This window comes from Nocardia sp. NPDC060255, from assembly GCF_042727395.1.
Taxonomy (GTDB): domain Bacteria; phylum Actinomycetota; class Actinomycetes; order Mycobacteriales; family Mycobacteriaceae; genus Nocardia.
In genome coordinates this window covers 1-16,641 of the sequence record NZ_JBHXAU010000004.1, presented here as the reverse complement: position 1 = coordinate 16,641, position 16,641 = coordinate 1, and the positions used below count along the sequence as shown (strand labels likewise).

The following is a 16,641-nucleotide window of genomic DNA, read 5'->3' as shown; positions in this document are numbered from 1 at the left end:
GAGATATGGCTGGCGCACCGCCGTTCCGGGATCCCGTCGAAACATCGTTCGCGTGGGGCTTTGCCGCAGTGACCAGAAAGGGCTGGTCGGCGGACGAGTCGTTGATGACGTGGACGGACCACGAGTTCGATCCGGCTCAACTGATCACCGTCCACCACACCCTGGATTTCACCGGTAGCGATGCGACCGACTACCGAGACGTCGTTCGCGCGGTGTACGAATTCCACGCCTCGCCCGATCACGGCGGTCGCGGCTGGGGCGATATCGGCTATCACTTGATGATCGATCCGAACGGGGTCGTGTACGCCGGGCGGGATACCGGCGACTCCGCGCCCATCTTCCGGCCCGGCGCCGTATTGCGGCCCGGCGCGGAAGTCGTTCAGGCCGGCCACGTTTACAACGCCAACCCGGGCAATATCGGTATCTGCCTGATGGGCAATTTCGATGTCACACAACCGACTACGGCCGCCGTCATCGCCTTGCGTGATGTGCTCGGCGCGCTGTGTGCGGGCCTGTGCCTGAATCCGCTGACCCAGGTCCACTACGTCAATCCGGCCACGGGTCTCACCGTCGACATGCCGACCATCTCGGGCCACCGGGACTGGTCCGATATCGCCGGGCACACCGAGTGCCCGGGCGAACACCTCTACGACCGTCTCCCCTTGCTGCGGGCAGCGGCCTTGCAGCCCTTCGGCAGTTAGCGCTGCGCCGGGGTGACGTTCATCCAGATGTCGTCGGCCGCCCAGAGTACGAAGCGTTCGATCGGGACCACCGGGTGGTCGGCGGCGAGTTCGAACCGGAATCGCCGCAGCAGGACGGCGAGGGTGAGTTCGGCTTCGACCATCGCGAGGGAGGCGCCCTCGCAGCTGCGCGGACCGACTCCGAAGGGTATGTAGGCCAGTCTCGGGCGTTCGGCGGCTTCGTGCGCGGCGAACCGTTCCGGACGGAAAACCTCTGGCTGCGGCCAATATTCGGGGTTCAGGTGCACGGCCCAGATCGGGTAGAAGATCGTGGTGCCCAGGGGGACCGTGTATTCGCCGATGCGAAGTTCTTCGGTGGTTTCGCGGGCGCCGTAAGGTCCTGGCGGGTAAAGCCGCATCGATTCCTTGAGCACCATGGTCAGGTACGTAAGGTCCTTCAGGTCTGCGTAATCGGGTGCGGGACGGTCGCCGAGCACGCCGGAGAGTTCTTCGGTGACGCGTTCGGCAACCTCGGGGTGCTGGGCGAGCAGATACAGCGTCCAGGACACTGCGACGCCGGTGGTGTGGTGCGCGGCCATCAATGTCATCAGCACGGTGTCCCGGATTCGCGCCGGGGACTGACCCGCGACGGCCATGGCGGCGATCAGGTCACTGTGGTCCGTGGGCTGCGGACTGGTCTCGTGCGCCGCGAGCATGTCATCCACGACCGCCCGCAGATACGCCAGTGCCTGCTGCGCGCGGACAGTTCGTTCCTCCTCGGTACCCGGCAGTTCGACCTGATACAACCGGGCCAGTTGCTCGGTCAACACGTCCTCGAACGCCGACACAATTCGGTCGGCTTGTTCCGGTGCAGCCGCGCCACGGCCGAGCGCATACTCGCAAATCATCCGCAGCGACAGCGCACTCAGGTCCTGCTGCAAGGCAATTGGGCCCTGCGCCGCCGCGTCGGCCCATCGATCCGCCAGTCCGCGGGCCAGCGTCACGAACTGCTCGAAATGTGCCTCGTGCGAACGGCGTCCGGCCAGGACCGACAGCAACGCCCGCCGCCACGGCGTGTGTTCCGCGGCGGGAATTGTCTGGAGATTGCCCGACTCCTGCAGTGGCACAAGGAATTCGAACAACTTGTCCGGCCGCTCATCGATCTTCGCGGTGGCCTCGAGCAGCACCGGGTCCGCGACCGACACCGCCGTCTCCGCGCCGGGCAGCGGAAGCCGGACGACGGGGCCGTACTCGGCGTGCAGTCGCAGCTGATAGTTGTGCAGCCCGCCCGCGGCCACGATCTCGGCGAGGCCGTCTCCCCCGCCGCGAGGTCCGGGAATACCGTCTACTCCTGGTGTCATCACAACCTCCAGTGCCATGCTCCCCACCCTCGGAACGTCTGGCAACGTATCGAGATAAGGTCGGCGTAATCGACTACGCGGAGTTTTTCGCAACACCCAGCTGTGCGATCAATGCCGAACGCAGATACCACAATCCGTTGGCCCTGGCCGGATCGAAGCCGGTGAGTTCACCGATCCGCCGCAGCCGGTAGTCGACCGTATTTGGGTGCACGCCAAGGTGTTCGGCCGAGCGGAGCCTGCTCAGATCGGTATCGATGTAAACCTGCAGAGTCTCGCGCAGTTCCGGGTGCGCGTCGAGCGGCGTGAGGTGGTTGCCGAGCACCGCACGAGCGACCCCGGGGCGGCTGAGTTGGTGCACCAGTGCGAGTTCGGCGAATCGGTGCACCCCGGGCGCCAAGCCCATCCGTTGCGCGGTGTCGAGGAGTTCGTGGGCCTGCCGGGCGGCGCCCGGCACCGCGTCGGGGCGTGCCGTGACCACGGTGGCGGTGATCGGCACGCGCGCCGCATCCGCCAGCGCCTGCACGAGTCCGTCGAGTTCGGCATCGGTCAGCGCCGTGGTCGGCACCAGGATGGTTCCGCCGTCGACGGACAGCAGCGACAGCGCTTCGCCGTCGAGTCGCGTCGCGAGCGCGGATTGCAGGCGGCGGAGCTTGCGCCGGGCGACGACCTGCCGATCGAGCCCGGGACGACGTTCGTCCGGATGCTCGGGAACGGCGACGGCGAGCACGAAATACTCTGCGGCGAACAGCAATTCCCGGGCAGCGGGCTGGCCGCCGAGCAACGCCGAGGTCAGGTTGTGTGTCGCGGTCTGATGTTCGGCCGCGCCGGCCTTGTACTCCCGGACGTAGGCCTTGCTCACCGCGGCGGTGACCAGCTTGGACAGGTCGACCACCCGGCCGATGCCCGTCACGACGCCGAGCGTGTCCGCGGGCTTGGGCCGTGCCATCAGGTCGAGCCCGACCTTGAAGCCCTCGTTGACGGCGTGCAGCACCGTATCGATGGGGATTCCGGCACCGGCGCAGCCTGCCGCCGCGGCCTCGAGCCCGGCGGTCGCGGCGTCGATCGGGTTGCCGTTCAAGCGATGGATCAACCACTCCAGGCAGATGCGGACCACGATCCGCACCTCCCCGTGCAGCGCGCCGCCGGACAGCGGCTTGGCCGCCGCGACGTGGTCGATCGCGGTCCGGGTCAGCGCGTCGAGCTCGCGCACCGACAACGAAATCTGTTGCCCGAGAACACCGAGCTCGGGCCGGTCGAGACTTTCGATCGTCACCGGAGGCCTCCTTGTCTGTCGTACACCGCAGCGACTGCGACGCCGACAGCAAGTACCTGAGCCCGCTGCCACGCCGAGAACCTCGCTGTTACCGGTCTATTGCTCTTGGCTGCAACGGTAAACCGAGTCAGCGCTCACCTTCTACTCCTCTTTGCGCGACCGATTTCGACCGTGTCCGCAGCCGGTTACCAGGCGGTTCAACGGATCAGCGGAAGGTTCGAGCGGTGCCGGATGCGGTGGTACATAGCGAGGTGCTCACTTTTTGGTGGCCACCAGTTCGGCGTTGACCCAGGCCGCCATCATCCGCGCCGTCATCCGGATCGACTCCTCGCGCTGCCGACTGTCCACCTCCAGTGCCGAAGCCCGGAGCACCGCGGCGAAACCCGTGTTGATCAGCACGAAGGTCATCACGTCGTACTCGTGGTCGTCGCCGGGACCGAGCATCTGGATCACCAGCACCTTCATCAGCAGCCGCAGGCGGGGTTCGAACTCCGGGATACCGCTGTTGTAGAACTGCACCCCGGCGACCAGCGCCCGCACCAGCAGGGCGTTTTCCACCAGCACGTCCGCGATGACCGCCAGGATCCGGTAGATCATCTCCTCGCTCGGCTTCTCCCCGAGGCCGAACAACCCCTGCGAGAAGCTCCGCTCGACATTCTCGAGCAGGCGCCGCAACAGTTCTTCGACCATGACCGAACGGTCGGCGAAGTATCGGTAGACCGTGCCGATGCTCACCCCGGCCGCCGTCGCGATCCGGTTCGTCGAGGTGTTGGCGATGCCGCGTTCGCCGAACAACTGCGCGGCGGTGTCCAGGATGTGCTCCCGGGTCGCCTTGGCCCGTTCCTGGGTCGGACGACGGCGCTCCCCTGCGGCTTTCGGCGGCATCGGGTACTCCTGACTGCTGATGCTCGAAAATGAGCTTTGCTCAGTTTAGTCCGGGTCGAGTATGCAAGAGTGAGTGTCACGGTGGCCAATGGAGGTGCGACAGTGGGCGATCGAGTACCGAAGGGGCGCGTCGCGCGCGGCAGCAAGCTGGGGCGGCTGGCCGCCGGGCAGGCGGTGCGCGGAGTCGGCACCCGGTTGTCCATGATCGGGCGCACCGAAGAGGCCAGGCAGCGACTGTCCGAACGGTCGACTTTGCAAGCGGCACAACAACTTGTCACCGTGCTCGGCGGGCTCAAAGGCGCGGCGATGAAGCTGGGACAGATGCTGTCGGTGCTCGATGTCGACCTGCTGCCGGAGGCGCATCGGGAGATGTTCCGGGTCAAGCTGGCCGAGTTACGCGATCAGGCGCCCGTCGTGGCGTTTCCCGCGATGCGTGCGGTGATCGAGGACGATCTCGGACCGCTGGGACGCGCGTTCGCCGATTTCGATGAGACCGCGATCGCGGCGGCCTCGATCGGTCAGGTGTATCGGGCTCGGTTGCACGATGGGCGTACGGTCGCGGTGAAGGTCAAGTATCCGGGCGTGGACGCCGCCGTCGAGGCGGATATGCGGAACCTGGCGATGTTCAGCAAATTGTGGAAGTCCATGCTGCCCAGCGCGGCCGACGTGGATGTGCTGGACGAGATCGCGCGCAATATCGGCAGTGAGCTCGACTATGTCCTGGAGGCGCGGACACAGCATCGCGTTGCCGCGCGCTACTGCCGTCATCCGTTCGTCACAGTGCCGGACAGTATCGAAAGCCATTGTGGCCCACACGTTTTGGTGACGGAGTATCTCGAAGGGCAGCCGTATCAGCACATTCGGGGGCTGCCGAACGCGGAGCGCGATCGGATCGGCGAGCTGATCTATCGGTTCTACATCAGTTCCTTGTTCGCGGACTTCGAATTCTGCGGCGATCCGCATCCCGGCAACATCCTGCTCGCCGACGACGGCAGGCTCGGATTCGTGGATTTCGGGCTGTATCACAGCATGGACCCGGTGCACGTCGAAGTCGAGCGGGCTTGCCTGCAGGCCGCGGGCGAAAATCGGGCCGACGACCTGTACGACATGTGGGTCGAGCGCGGCATCATCGATCCCGAGCTGGGCGTCGGCGCACAGGAATGCCTGGACTACGTGTGGGCGGCCGCAGGCTGGCATCTGATCGACGAAGAAATCACCATCACTCCGGAATTGGCAACGGGCGCTTTGATTCTCGCCATCGACCCGAGGGCCGCCGAATTCCGGGGCATGCGACAGCAGCGGTTGCCCGCCGAGCACGTGTTCTCCCGGCGGGCCGACCTGTTCACGTTCGCCGCACTCGGCCAACTGGAGACCACCAACAACTGGCATCGGATCGCCCGCGAATGGCTCTACCGCGAACCACCGGTCACCGAGGTCGGGCAGGAGATCGCACGCTGGCGCGCCGATTGCCGGCGATAGAATTCGACATCGAACGAAAGGGCGCTACGTGGCAACGACTGAACCACAACAGAATTCGTCGGCGGACGACGCTTGGCGGGACAACGGGGTACGTGTCATCAAGGCGGATTCGCTCGACTCGAACACCGCCCAGACGCCGGGGATGGACCGTGCGGCGGCGATCAATGCGGCCCGAGTCGGTGCGCAGAAGATCTGGGCGGGAACCGTCACGATCCACCCGAACGCCAAGACCGGCGCGCACCATCACGGCGAGTTGGAGAGCGTCATCTACGTCCTCCGCGGCCGCGCACGCATGCGCTGGGGTGCGCGGCTCGAGTTCGTCGCCGAGGCCGAGCCCGGCGATTTCATCTTCGTGCCGCCCTACGTCCCGCACCAGGAGATCAACGCCAGCACCGACGAACCGCTCGAATGCGTTCTGGTACGCAGCGATAGCGAAGCCGTCGTCGTCAATCTCGACATCGAACCGGTAGAGAAACCCGACACCGTGCACTGGGTCGATCCGATTCACCGAGAACCGGATTCGGCCTAGCACGGCCTAATGTCGAACGCGGACAACGAGTTTGCCGGTGGCACGGTTGTGCTCCATGTCGTCGTGGGCCTGCGCCACCTGTTCCAAGCCGTCGTAGACGCGGTCGACCGGAAAGACCAGCTTGCCGTCCGCGACAGCATCGAGGATCTCCTGGAAGGCAGCCTGAGGTAGGTCGGCGGCGTCACCGAAGTAACCCGCCAGGCGCACGCCCCTGGGCAAGTACTCGTTCGGCGAAAAGTCCCGTACCGTCCACTGATTCGACAGACTGCCGCTGAAGCAGGCCGTGCCGTGCACGCGCACCGCGCGCAAGGTGTCGGGCAGGGTCGGCGTGCCGACGAGATCGAGCGCGGCGTCGACACCGTCCGGATACAACTCGCGCACGGCGGGCGCGACCTCGCCGGTGTCGAGCAATGGATAGTCGATGCCGTGTTCCTTCAACGAAATCAGACGCTCGGCCCGCCGGGTGGTGGACAGCACCGTGGCACCACGCCAACTGGCCAGCGCGGCCGCCGCCAGGCCCACCGAGGAGGTGCCGCCGCGAATCAGCACGGACTGACCGGGTTTCAGGTCCAGGCCGACGGTGAGCGAGCCGTAAGCGGTCTGCACCATCTCCGGCAGGGCGCCGAGCACCTCCCAAGGCAGGTCGGTGTCGACGGGGATGACCTGAGACAGCGGCACCGAGGTGTATTCGGCATAACTACCGTCATAAGTGCGCCCCATGTCCCCCATCATGGCAACCACCTGCTGCCCGACAGCCAGACCGCTGCCCACCGGAGCCGCGTCGACGGTACCGACCGCCTCGATACCCGGCACCCGCGGAAAGCTCACCCCCACACTCACACCCAGCCGCAGCTTCAACTCCGACCGGTTGAGCCCGAACGCCTCGACCCGAATCCGCACCCAACCGTCCCGCTCGGGCGGCAACGGCAGAGTGGTCAACCGCAGGTTCTCGACCGGGCCTGGGCCGGAGAGTTGAACGGCGCGCATAGTGGTCAGCGAGGATGTCATAGTTTGCCTTCTTCCAGGATTCGCACGAACGCCTCGGGGGCTTCGGCGGCCACGTTGTGTCCGGTCGACAGGGTGTGCACGTGCCAACCCGGGTCGCCCGAAAGTCTTTGGTAGACCTCGGTGAACGGGGTGCCGGACCAGCCGCTCAAGTAGATGTAGTCCTTGCGTTCGACCTGGAGTGGGCCGTCGAGCCGGATCTTCTGCAGGAACGACGCGAGCGGGTGCGCGGTCGTTCGTGGATTCAGACCCGGTGGCGGCGCAACGCTGTGGCCGTCGGCTCGGGCTCCCCGGAAGAACAGCTCGCGGAAGGCCGGAGTGGTGAGGTCGAAGCATGAGTCGCCGTCGGCGGGAACGTACGCGTCGCTGTAGACCAACCGCCGGATACGTCCAGGCAGACGCGCCGCGGCGCCAGTGATCACCATGCCCGCGTAGCTGTGACCGACCAGCACGGCGTCGTCGATGTCTTCGGCCTCGAGCAGGCTCACCACGTCCTGGATGTGGGTGTCCAGGTTGGTCGCCGCAGTCCGCAAATGGGCTCGATCACCCAGACCTGTCAGCGTCATCGGGATAGCCGAATGTCCATGGCGGCGCAGGGATTCGGCGATCTGCTGGAAGTACCACCCGCCGTGCCAGCCACCAGGGATCAAGACGAAAGTCGACATGCGGAGCACTCTAATCGAGACACTCTAATCGAGGCAACACTATTAGTGAGATTGCTCGGTAGGATGGCGGGGTGCTGACCTTGAGCGTGTTGGGATTCCTGGCCGAGGAGCCGTTGCATGCCTATGAGCTGCGGGCTCGGATCTCGGGGCTGTCCGGCCATGTCCGGCCGGTCAGTGATGGGGCGCTCTACCCTGCGCTCAACCGGTTGCGGGAAGCCGGGCTGCTGGACCGGCAAGAGGAACCTGGCCGGGGCGCCACGCCACGTCAAGTGCTCTCGCTCACCGCCGCCGGTCATGCCGAGCTACTCCGCAGGCTCCGCGAGCCCGCCGATGTCGAGATCACCGACCGCAACTCGTTCCTCGTGCTGCTCGCTTTCCTCGGCCGCCTCCCCGATCCAGCTGACCAGGCCCGCGTCCTGCGGCGGCGCCTGGCATTCATGGAGGGCCCCGCCAGCTATTTCTACGCGGACGGCAAGCCCTTGCGTGCCACCGACATGACGGACCGATTCCGCAAGGGCATGCTCACCCTCGCCGCGACAACCAGCCGTGCGGACCGCGCCTGGTTGGAGTCCACGATCGCCGACCTCGAGCAGCAGTAGGCACTTCACCTTCTTCGCTGCGCCGCAACGAGATTCACCACAGCACAACGCGGGTGTCGGCGGCTGAGGTTCAGCCGCCGACACCCGCGGTCAGGCGATCAGCTGGTCGGCGACTGCTTGTAGGGCGCGCCGGCGGCCAGGGCCGCGGTGGAGAAGGACTTCTTCATCTGCGGCCAGAGGGTGCTGTCCACGCAGGAGTAGCGGGGCATGAAGCCGCCACACGTGCCGCTGTTCGGGCCGATCTCGATGGTGAAACTGGCCAGGCCGAGGGACCCGTGCGCCTGATCGTCGGTTGTTCCCCAGGTGGAGTAACCGACAGTTTCTTCATCGGTGCCGACAGTGAATCCGGCGGGTACGACCTTCTTGATCAAGGTGCGCAACTGTTCCCGGTTCTTCGGCGTCGCGGCGGTCGGAATGATCCCGTAGTTCCCGTAGGAATGCAGGTCGATCACCACGCCTTTCGCGGTATCCGGGACGTCGGCGCTGCCCGCGGGACGCTGGTTGGTGAACAGGCTGGAATACAGCTTCTGGATATTCTGCGTCTCCGGTTCGGAGGCGGCGCGCGGACCCTGGAAGGTCTGCGAGCACTGGTTCCTGGAGTCGCCGCCCCAGCGGACGGTGAAGTTGCGGTTCAGGTCGATGCCGGGACCGTTGCCGGAACCGTCGACGACCGAGCAGGACGAGGGCGTGCCGCTGTTATCGGCGTTCTTGCGCTGCATCTTGGGCCGGTTACCACCGCTGGCCACCACGTCGACACCGTCCGGGTTGGTCACCGGGACGACCCATACCTCGGTGCTGTCCAGGATCGAGGTCGCGGTGGCGTCGGTGCCGTAGCCATTGGCGAGGTAATCGATCCATTTCCAAGCTATTTCACCGGTCGCCAGTTCGCGCGCGTGGATCTGCGCGGTCAACAGGAAGCGTGGCTTGGTCGAGGTAGGCGAGAGTGCGCAGCCGCTGGGAGCGAGCGTCGTCTTCGCCGCGACTTTCTCCTGATCGGTCGCCTGCTTCGCGATGCCGGTCAGGCAGATGGCGTCCATGGTGTGGCCGCCGCTGCCCCGCCCGGCCAGCCAGGTCTTGCCGATATCGTGCGTCTGGGCGATGCCGGGGTACTTGGTGGCGACATCCTTGGCGTGCGTGAGCATGTCCGCCGAGGTGTGGTAACCGCCGTAGTACGTCGGGCCGAGGGAGCGCTGCTCGGAGGGCAGCGACTTGTAGACCGGCTCCCCCTTCTGCAGATTCAGTCCCTTGGACCGCAGCGCCTGGGCACCTGCCTCGTCGACCGCGATCGTCACTTTGCCGGGGCCCGCGGGGACCATTTCGATCCCCGCCTGGTTGAGGATGTCCACCTGCGCCTGCGACGGCACCGGAACGTTCCAATAGTAGGGCGTGTCATCGGCGGCGTTCGCCATCAGCGGACAGAAAACTAGCGTCGAAAAACCACCGACGGCCACCGCGGAAATGGTTGCAAGGAAATTGCGGAAACTGCTCATGGGCTTACCTGTCTCTCGCGCCACTTTCAGAGACCGCATTTCACGGCGTGGCGCCGTTGTTCGCGGATGAATTTCCGATGGTCGGAGATTAAACCGTTATGTCAGCACAGTGAAACCCCAGTCGGCGAGTGGGGAAAAGGATGGACCCGCCCGGCGAGTGCGCGCGGCCGCCGCGGCCGTCAGCACGCCATCGCGCGCCGCCGCGCCTCGGGTCGACGGCCCGGCGGAGTCGACCTCGAGTCAGCCGGTCGCACGCTCGAACGGCCGACGCGGTAGGCGGGCCACCGGGCACCCACCAGGACGGGCGTCGCTCGGCAAAGACAACTAACAGAAATTACTGATCAAACTTAAATTGCGTCGAATTCGCCTGCATGAAGGTTGGTTTTCAATCGTTAAGACTCGACTTACATATTGTGACTATTCACCGTTTCCCACGTACAGTCGACCGTGCCGATCCGCAAGTGCGAAGCCCGCCCTGCATAACACTCGACTGATAGCCCGGTGGCATCAGCCGTAATTCAGGCTCGGTAAAAATATAATCCAAAGTACTCACGGAGGTCTCCGCGCAATGCCGCCCGCTGTCAACCGTCGCTCCTATCGCGGAAAACATCGAGTCAAAAAGTCACCAACGAATGGCACGCCCCGACTATTCGCCGCACTGGTCGCCAGCTCCCTGCTCGGACCTGCCGCGCTCACGCTGACCGCAACCGCCACCGCAACAGCCGCGGCACCGAGTTTCGGCTTCCGCGCGAAGATCCAGGGCTACGACTCGGACGGCCGGGGGATCATTCATTACAACAACACGATCAAAGACGCCGGCATCGAGAACGCGGTCAAACACCTGAACTCGACGCCGGGCCTGAATGTCGTGTTCAAGCCCGGCACGGGCGATGGCGCCATCAAGATCACCAACGAACAGTTCCCCGGCGATGTCGCGGGCATGGGCGGCTGGGATGGCGGCCCGTTCGTCAAACTCGACCCGAAAACCCGCAACTACGACAAGGACGACCGCACCGAGGTCGCCGGACACGAACTCCTGCACTCGATCGGCCTCGATCACAACGACAGCGGCTGCAGCATCATGGCCAGCTCGGTCAACCGATGCAACAGTGGCCCGAGCCCGCTGAGCAAGGATGAGGTCGGCCAGCTCAACAGCATGTACAAAAAGGGAAAGCCGGGGAACTCGGCTGACCCGTCCAAGCCGAACAAGCCGGGTGACTCGGCTGACCCGTCCAAACCGAACAAGCCGGGTAACTCGGCCGACCCGTCCAAACCGACGAAACCTGGCGGCCAGACCAAGCCGACCAAGCCAGGGCAAGACTCCGGCGACGATCAGCAATCCCAGCCAGGTGACGGAACCGATTCGTCCGGCGACGGCGACAGCACCTCCGACGGCGGCGACATGCCCGGTGACGACGGCGGCGACATGTCCGACGGCGGAGACAGCAGCGACGGCGGCGATAGTGGTGACCCGTCTGGCGACAGCGACAGCGGCGACGGATTCGACTGGCCCGGCAACAGCGCGGGCGACGACTCGTCCGACGGCGGCGATATGTCCGGTGGCGACAGCGGAGATGGATTCGACTGGCTCGGCGACAGCGGTGACAATAACTCCTCCGACGGCGGGGACATGTTCGGCGGCGACACCGGCGATATGTTCGGCGGCGACACCGGCGGCGACGGATCCGATTGGTTCGGCGACAGTGGACGCAATAGCGCCTCCGACATCGGAGATATGTTCGGCGGTGATTCCGGTGGCGACCTGTTCGGCGGCGGTGGCGACCTATTCGGCGGCGATTCCGGCGGCAACGGCTTCGACTGGTTCGGCAAAGGTGGCGGAGACCAGTTCGGTGGCGGAGATCTGTTCGGCGGCGGTGGACTCGGCGACCTCGCCGACCTCGGCGGCGGCTTCAACACCGGCGGCCTGTTCTAAACCTAAGATTCGGCTCCAGAATGCCGAACACCCTGCACTGCAAGGGTGTTCGGCATTTCTGATTTCTAAGACGCGTCCTTCAGGTGAGCCAGGGCCGTGACCATACGATCGGCGATACCCGGCGGCCACGGGTAGGCGACGGTCGCCGCGCGCTGATGAGCCAGCCCGTGCAGTCCGAGCCACACCGCGACGGTATCGACGGATAGATCGGTGCTGGTCGACTCACCCGCACGGACGCACTCGTGCATGATCTCGACGAGCATGCCCATGGTCGCGTCACCCAGGCTGGAGACATCGGCTTCGGTCAGCGTGGTTTCGTCCAGCGCAGGCATCCAGACGCCGCCGAACATGGTCCGGTACCGCTCGGGATGACGGTCCGCGAAGTCCAGATACGCGTGACACAGGGCGAACAGCCGCTCCCGCGGGTCAGCGCTCGCTGCGGCCACCGCGGTTTCCAGATGCTCCACGAGTTCAGCGAACGCCTGCTGCACGACGGCCAGCATGATGGTCGGCTGATCAGGAAAGTGCCGGTAGATCGAGGGCGCGGCGATCCCGACGCGGCGGGCCACGGACCGCAGCGTCACGGACTTTTCGTCGCCGGTCTCGTCGAGTATCTCCACGGCCGCGGCCACGATGTCCTCACGCAGCCGCGAGCCCTCCCCTCGACGGTTGCGCACGCGGGTGGGAGACGAAGTCGGGTTGTCTGCCATACCCGTTAACTTACACCTGAAAACTTATCGGCGTTACCCCTTGATTCCCGGAAGCTCACATGCGTATGGTTACAGGTGTAATCATCCACTGAGCGCGGAGAACATCATGAACACCACCACTGTCACCACCACCGAGGTCGTGCTGCCGGGCAAGGTCGAAGCGAACGGCCTGCTGATCCGCACCCGTCCGCTGGCCGCGCCCGGCAAGGGCCAGGTCGCCCTGCGGATGGACGCGACCGGCGTCTCCTTCGCCGAGCAGCAGATGCGCCGCGGCAAGTACTACGACCAGCCGCCCTTCCCCTTCGTGCCCGGCTACGACGTGGTCGGCACGGTCACCGCCGTCGGCCCCGAGGTCGATCCCGCGCTGATCGGGCACCGGTTCGCCGCGGTCGTCAAGGTCGGCGGCTGGGCCAGCCACCTGCTGATCGACGCCGCGGATCTGGTACCGATCCCGGACGGCGTCAGCTCGGCGGCCGCGGAGACGGTAGTGGTCAACGGCATCACCGCATGGCAGATGCTGCACCGGATGGCCAAGGTGCCCAGCGGCGCAACGATTGTGGTGCTCGGCGCCAACGGCGGCGTCGGTTCCACCCTGCTGCAGCTGGCCAGGCACGCGGGTATCAGGGTGATCGGCACGGCCTCGCCCAGGCATCACGAGATGATCCGCGAGCTCGGCGCGATCCCGGTCGACTACCGCGACCCGAACATGTACCAGCGCATCCGCGAGATCGCGCCGCACGGCGTGGACGCCGTGTTCGACCACGTCGGCGGCGCCGGCTTGGCGCAGTCCTGGGCGCTGCTGCGCAAGGGCGGCACGCTGGTGTCCTACGGCACCGCGGCGACGAAGGACGAGGACGGCAATTCCCAACTGCCGGTGCTGAAGTCGTTCGCGCGGCTGGCGCTGTGGAACTACCTGCCCAACGGCAAGCACGCCCACTTCTACAACTTCTGGGCGGGCAAGCGCCGGATCGGCGCCTTCCGTAATCGACTGCACGACGACCTCGTTCAGGTGCTGCGGCTGCTGGCCGACGGCGTCCTCACCGCACAGATCGCCGCGCAGTTCCCGCTGGCCGACGCCGCGCAGGCGCTCGCACTCGCCGAGTCGCGCACCGTCGCAGGCAAAGTCGTCATCACCGCGTAATCGACCACCACAAGTCCGATCAATCCTGTTCGCACCCTGAGGAATTCCGTCATGGCCACCATCGCCCTCTCCGCCCCGCCCACCCCCACCCTCCGCGCAGGCGACGTCGACAACCGCGCCACCTACCTCAGCTTCGCGCTCGCCTATGTCTTCGGACACGGCGCCGCCGCGCTCTCCAAAGGCGCCGACCCACTGCTGAACCTGCCCGGCTGGCTGCCGATGGCACTGCTCGGCCTCGGCCTCGCGGCAGGCACGGTCGCCGCCACCGTGGCCGCGCTGCGCGCTCAGCGCGGCGCCGACAGCCGAGACATCCTGTCCGGCAAGCTGCTCGGCATCTCTTGGGCCAGCGCCTTCGCCGCCCTCTTCCTCGCCATCACCGGAATCACTTCCCTGCTGGACAGATCCGACCTGCAGTCGGTGCTCTGGCCCACCGGCGCGGGCCTCGTCGTCGGCCTGCTCTACCTCGGCGAGGGCGCCGCGCGCCGCAATGTCCTGCACTACTGCCTCGGCACCTGGCTCGCCCTGGTCTCCACCGGCGCGCTGCTGTTCGACACCCCCGGCCTCTTCTGGATGCTCACCCTCGGCGGCGGCGGTGGCTATGCCATCGCGACCGTCCTCGAGCGCCGCCGCCTCGCGATCCGCCACTGAAAAACGTTCCACCGCAACCGAAGGAGTCATGATGATCTACCACGGCAACCGGATAAAGCTCCGGGCAGACGTCACCGAAGAGCAGGCCGAGGCGGCGCTGGCGAGCATGCACGAACAGGGCCGGAGCATCCCCGCGGTGAAGTCGTACTTCGTCGGCCGCGAGTACGGCACCGGTTTCGACTGGGGCGCACTGTTCGTCCTCGAGGACCTCGACGCCTACTGGGAATACCTGAACCATCCGGCGCATACCGCGTCGGTACGGACCGGACTCCCCCTAGCCGAGAACTTCCAAGCCTATGACCTCACCGATGACCTCGATCCCGACTTCGAGGCGAAGGTCGCGCAGTTGCAGAAGCGCCATATCGACTCGGTCCCGGAACTCGCAGCCCTGCTCGCGGGCCTGTCGTCGCACACCGGCACCAGCGCTCTCCCCTCCAACGAATAGCCACACCAAATGTCCGGAGCCCGAAACCATGCGGGCTCCGGACATTTTGGTGTCTCACTGTGTTGAGCCCACCAGCAAGACGCAAGCCGGACGCAAGGGCGGTGCAATCACCCGCCAGCAACCTCGACACCATGACCCCTCCAGTAACGATCATCGGCGCCGGCCTCGGCGGACTCACCCTCGCCCGCGTCCTGCACGTGCACGGCATCCCGGCTGCGGTCTACGAGGCCGAGCCGTCCCCGACGGCTCGTGCGCAAGGCGGAATGCTCGATATCCACGACTACAACGGGCAACTCGCCGTCGAAGCGGCCGACCTGATGGACGAATTCCGTGGCCTCATCCTGGAAGGCCGCCAGGCGATCCGGGTTCTCGACCCCGACGGGACCGTGCTGCTCGACAAAGCGGATGACGGCACCGGCGGCCGCCCCGAGGTGCTGCGCGCCGAGCTGCGACAGCTGCTGCTCGCCTCGCTCCCGGCCGGCACCGTCCGGTGGGGCTACAAGGCCGACCGTGTTCGCGCCCTCGACGACGGCCGCTACGAGGTGAGCTTCGCCGACGGCAGCACCGTCGTGACGGACCTGCTGGTAGGCGCGGACGGCGCCTGGTCCCGCGTCCGGCTGCTGTTGTCTGCCGCCACACCCGAATACGCAGGCCAGTCGTTCATCGAGACCTATCTGTACGACGCCGACACCCGCCATCCTGTCGCCGCGAAAACGGTCGGCGGCGGTTCGCTGCTGACACCGGCGGCGGGCGCGCAGATCCATGCGCACCGGGAAAAGGGCGACACCCTGCATACCTATGTGGTGCTGCCGAAGCCGCTGAATTGGTTCGCCGCCATCGATTTCACCGATACCGCCGCGGCCAAGGCGCGCATCGCCCAGGTCTTCGACGACTGGGCTCCGGAAATCACCGCGCTGATCACCGACGCCGACGCTGCGCTGGTCTGGCGCCCGCACTACGCGCTGCCGATCGGGCAGCAGTGGGACAGGGTGCCGGGCGTGACCCTGGTCGGCGATGCCGCGCACCTCACGGCGCCGAACGGCGAAGGCGCCAACCTGGCCATGCTCGACGGCGCCGACCTCGGCAAAGCCCTTGCCGCGCACCCCGATGACGTCGAGGCCGCGCTCACCGAATATGAGCTGACCATGTTCGCTCGCAGCACCGCGATGGCCGTCGAAGGCGTCGAGTTCTTCGAGAATCTCGCCATCGACGACAACCCGGCGCAAAGCCTGTTCGCCATGCTCCACGGCACCGGAACAGACACGGCGAGTTCAGATCGCCAGCATTAATTTACTCAACTGCCGAACACCGCACAATGCGGCCAACGCCGAACCGACCAGCACGCCGATCCGCCACCCGTGATTCAGCGAATTCCGCAATGCAACAAGTCATTTCGGCACCCTGATCGATGTTAGAATTTCGCGGTCTCACCGTTTCGCCCGCCTGTCCGCTCGCAAGGACCGGAGGTATCCGTGCGCGACCGAAGTCATTTCGCCACATCGATCGAACATTCCGACGGCGAATATCGTTCGGCGACTATCCAACGGCGCACCCGCGCATTCTGGTTCGGCCTTGCCGCAACCACTCTCGGCACCGCACTGCATTTCCCGATGTTCTGGGAATCCCGGCACATGGGCTATCACATGGCGGATATGCCCATGGATGCCGGCATGATCGTCGGCATGGTGCTGATCGTCGTCGGCCTCGCGGTCACCACCTACGGGCTGATTCCCGTTGGCGCGCATCGTGATCGGGTGGCGAATCTGCGGGTGCGCGCACTGGACGACGCACCGATCAA

Annotated in this window: 17 protein-coding genes; 10 read left to right on the top strand and 7 right to left on the bottom strand. The window is 65.8% G+C overall.

Annotated features, from left to right (window positions below; all coding sequences use genetic code 11):
• Nucleotides 1–5 precede the first annotated feature (5 nt).
• A complete protein-coding gene (locus tag ACFWF1_RS10375) occupies nt 6–701 on the top strand; it encodes a peptidoglycan recognition family protein (protein WP_379281490.1) in 696 nt (231 codons plus the stop codon).
• Here ACFWF1_RS10375 and ACFWF1_RS10370 read toward each other — a convergent pair.
• The 3 genes from ACFWF1_RS10370 to ACFWF1_RS10360 all read right to left on the bottom strand — a co-directional run bounded on the left by ACFWF1_RS10370 (nt 698) and on the right by ACFWF1_RS10360 (nt 4,199).
• The gene (locus tag ACFWF1_RS10370) at nt 698–2,059 is read right to left on the bottom strand and encodes a cytochrome P450 (RefSeq protein WP_379281489.1); all 1,362 of its coding nucleotides are present in this window, start codon (nt 2,057–2,059) and stop codon (nt 698–700) included. The genes ACFWF1_RS10375 and ACFWF1_RS10370 overlap by 4 nt on opposite strands.
• Before the next feature lie 55 nt (nt 2,060–2,114).
• Entirely contained in the window at nt 2,115–3,314 is a 1,200-nt protein-coding gene (locus ACFWF1_RS10365) for a PucR family transcriptional regulator (RefSeq protein ID WP_379281488.1), read from the bottom strand.
• A gap of 255 nt (nt 3,315–3,569) precedes the next feature.
• Nucleotides 3,570–4,199 carry a TetR/AcrR family transcriptional regulator gene (locus ACFWF1_RS10360; protein WP_379281487.1) on the bottom strand — a complete coding sequence of 210 codons (630 nt, stop codon included), beginning with the start codon at nt 4,197–4,199 and terminating at the stop codon, nt 3,570–3,572.
• A gap of 102 nt (nt 4,200–4,301) precedes the next feature.
• Between ACFWF1_RS10360 and ACFWF1_RS10355 the strand changes: the two genes are divergently transcribed.
• Nucleotides 4,302–5,678 (top strand): ABC1 kinase family protein, encoded by a 1,377-nt coding sequence (locus ACFWF1_RS10355; protein ID WP_379281486.1) that lies wholly within the window; start codon nt 4,302–4,304, stop codon nt 5,676–5,678.
• 28 nt (nt 5,679–5,706) lie between these two features.
• Nucleotides 5,707–6,207 (top strand): cupin domain-containing protein, encoded by a 501-nt coding sequence (locus tag ACFWF1_RS10350; protein WP_379281485.1) that lies wholly within the window; start codon nt 5,707–5,709, stop codon nt 6,205–6,207.
• Nucleotides 6,208–6,213: 6 nt separating this feature from the next.
• Here ACFWF1_RS10350 and ACFWF1_RS10345 read toward each other — a convergent pair whose 3' ends face one another.
• The gene (locus ACFWF1_RS10345) at nt 6,214–7,215 is read right to left on the bottom strand and encodes a zinc-binding dehydrogenase (protein WP_379281484.1); all 1,002 of its coding nucleotides are present in this window, start codon (nt 7,213–7,215) and stop codon (nt 6,214–6,216) included.
• Nucleotides 7,212–7,877, bottom strand: a complete 666-nt coding sequence (locus tag ACFWF1_RS10340; RefSeq protein WP_379281483.1) for an alpha/beta fold hydrolase — start codon at nt 7,875–7,877, stop codon at nt 7,212–7,214. Before ACFWF1_RS10340 ends, ACFWF1_RS10345 begins: the two co-directional genes overlap by 4 nt.
• A 71-nt stretch (nt 7,878–7,948) precedes the next feature.
• On the opposite strand from ACFWF1_RS10340, the gene ACFWF1_RS10335 reads away from it, so the two are divergent.
• The gene (locus tag ACFWF1_RS10335) at nt 7,949–8,476 is read left to right on the top strand and encodes a PadR family transcriptional regulator (RefSeq protein ID WP_379281482.1); all 528 of its coding nucleotides are present in this window, start codon (nt 7,949–7,951) and stop codon (nt 8,474–8,476) included.
• 98 nt (nt 8,477–8,574) lie between these two features.
• Here the strand turns inward: ACFWF1_RS10335 and ACFWF1_RS10330 are convergent, their stop codons facing one another.
• Nucleotides 8,575–9,885 carry a M14 family zinc carboxypeptidase gene (locus ACFWF1_RS10330; protein WP_379281481.1) on the bottom strand — a complete coding sequence of 437 codons (1,311 nt, stop codon included), beginning with the start codon at nt 9,883–9,885 and terminating at the stop codon, nt 8,575–8,577.
• A 649-nt stretch (nt 9,886–10,534) separates the two neighbouring features.
• On the opposite strand from ACFWF1_RS10330, the gene ACFWF1_RS10325 reads away from it, so the two are divergent.
• Nucleotides 10,535–11,899 carry a matrixin family metalloprotease gene (locus ACFWF1_RS10325; RefSeq protein WP_379281480.1) on the top strand — a complete coding sequence of 455 codons (1,365 nt, stop codon included), beginning with the start codon at nt 10,535–10,537 and terminating at the stop codon, nt 11,897–11,899.
• A gap of 65 nt (nt 11,900–11,964) precedes the next feature.
• Here ACFWF1_RS10325 and ACFWF1_RS10320 read toward each other — a convergent pair whose 3' ends face one another.
• A complete protein-coding gene (locus ACFWF1_RS10320; RefSeq protein WP_379281479.1) occupies nt 11,965–12,609 on the bottom strand; it encodes a TetR/AcrR family transcriptional regulator in 645 nt (214 codons plus the stop codon).
• 106 nt (nt 12,610–12,715) lie between these two features.
• Here ACFWF1_RS10320 and ACFWF1_RS10315 point away from each other — a divergent pair, with 106 nt between their 5' ends.
• The 5 genes from ACFWF1_RS10315 to ACFWF1_RS10295 all read left to right on the top strand — a co-directional run.
• Nucleotides 12,716–13,750, top strand: a complete 1,035-nt coding sequence (locus tag ACFWF1_RS10315; RefSeq protein WP_379281478.1) for a medium chain dehydrogenase/reductase family protein — start codon at nt 12,716–12,718, stop codon at nt 13,748–13,750.
• 51 nt (nt 13,751–13,801) lie between these two features.
• Nucleotides 13,802–14,398 carry an ABC transporter permease gene (locus ACFWF1_RS10310; protein WP_379281477.1) on the top strand — a complete coding sequence of 199 codons (597 nt, stop codon included), beginning with the start codon at nt 13,802–13,804 and terminating at the stop codon, nt 14,396–14,398.
• 28 nt (nt 14,399–14,426) lie between these two features.
• A complete protein-coding gene (locus ACFWF1_RS10305; RefSeq protein ID WP_379281476.1) occupies nt 14,427–14,843 on the top strand; it encodes a Dabb family protein in 417 nt (138 codons plus the stop codon).
• Nucleotides 14,844–14,974: 131 nt separating this feature from the next.
• Nucleotides 14,975–16,132: an FAD-dependent oxidoreductase gene (locus ACFWF1_RS10300; protein WP_379281475.1), complete on the top strand. Its 1,158-nt coding sequence runs from the start codon at nt 14,975–14,977 to the stop codon at nt 16,130–16,132.
• A gap of 183 nt (nt 16,133–16,315) precedes the next feature.
• Nucleotides 16,316–16,641 (top strand): hypothetical protein (locus tag ACFWF1_RS10295; RefSeq protein ID WP_379322167.1); only part of this gene is annotated, 326 nt, incomplete at its 3' end.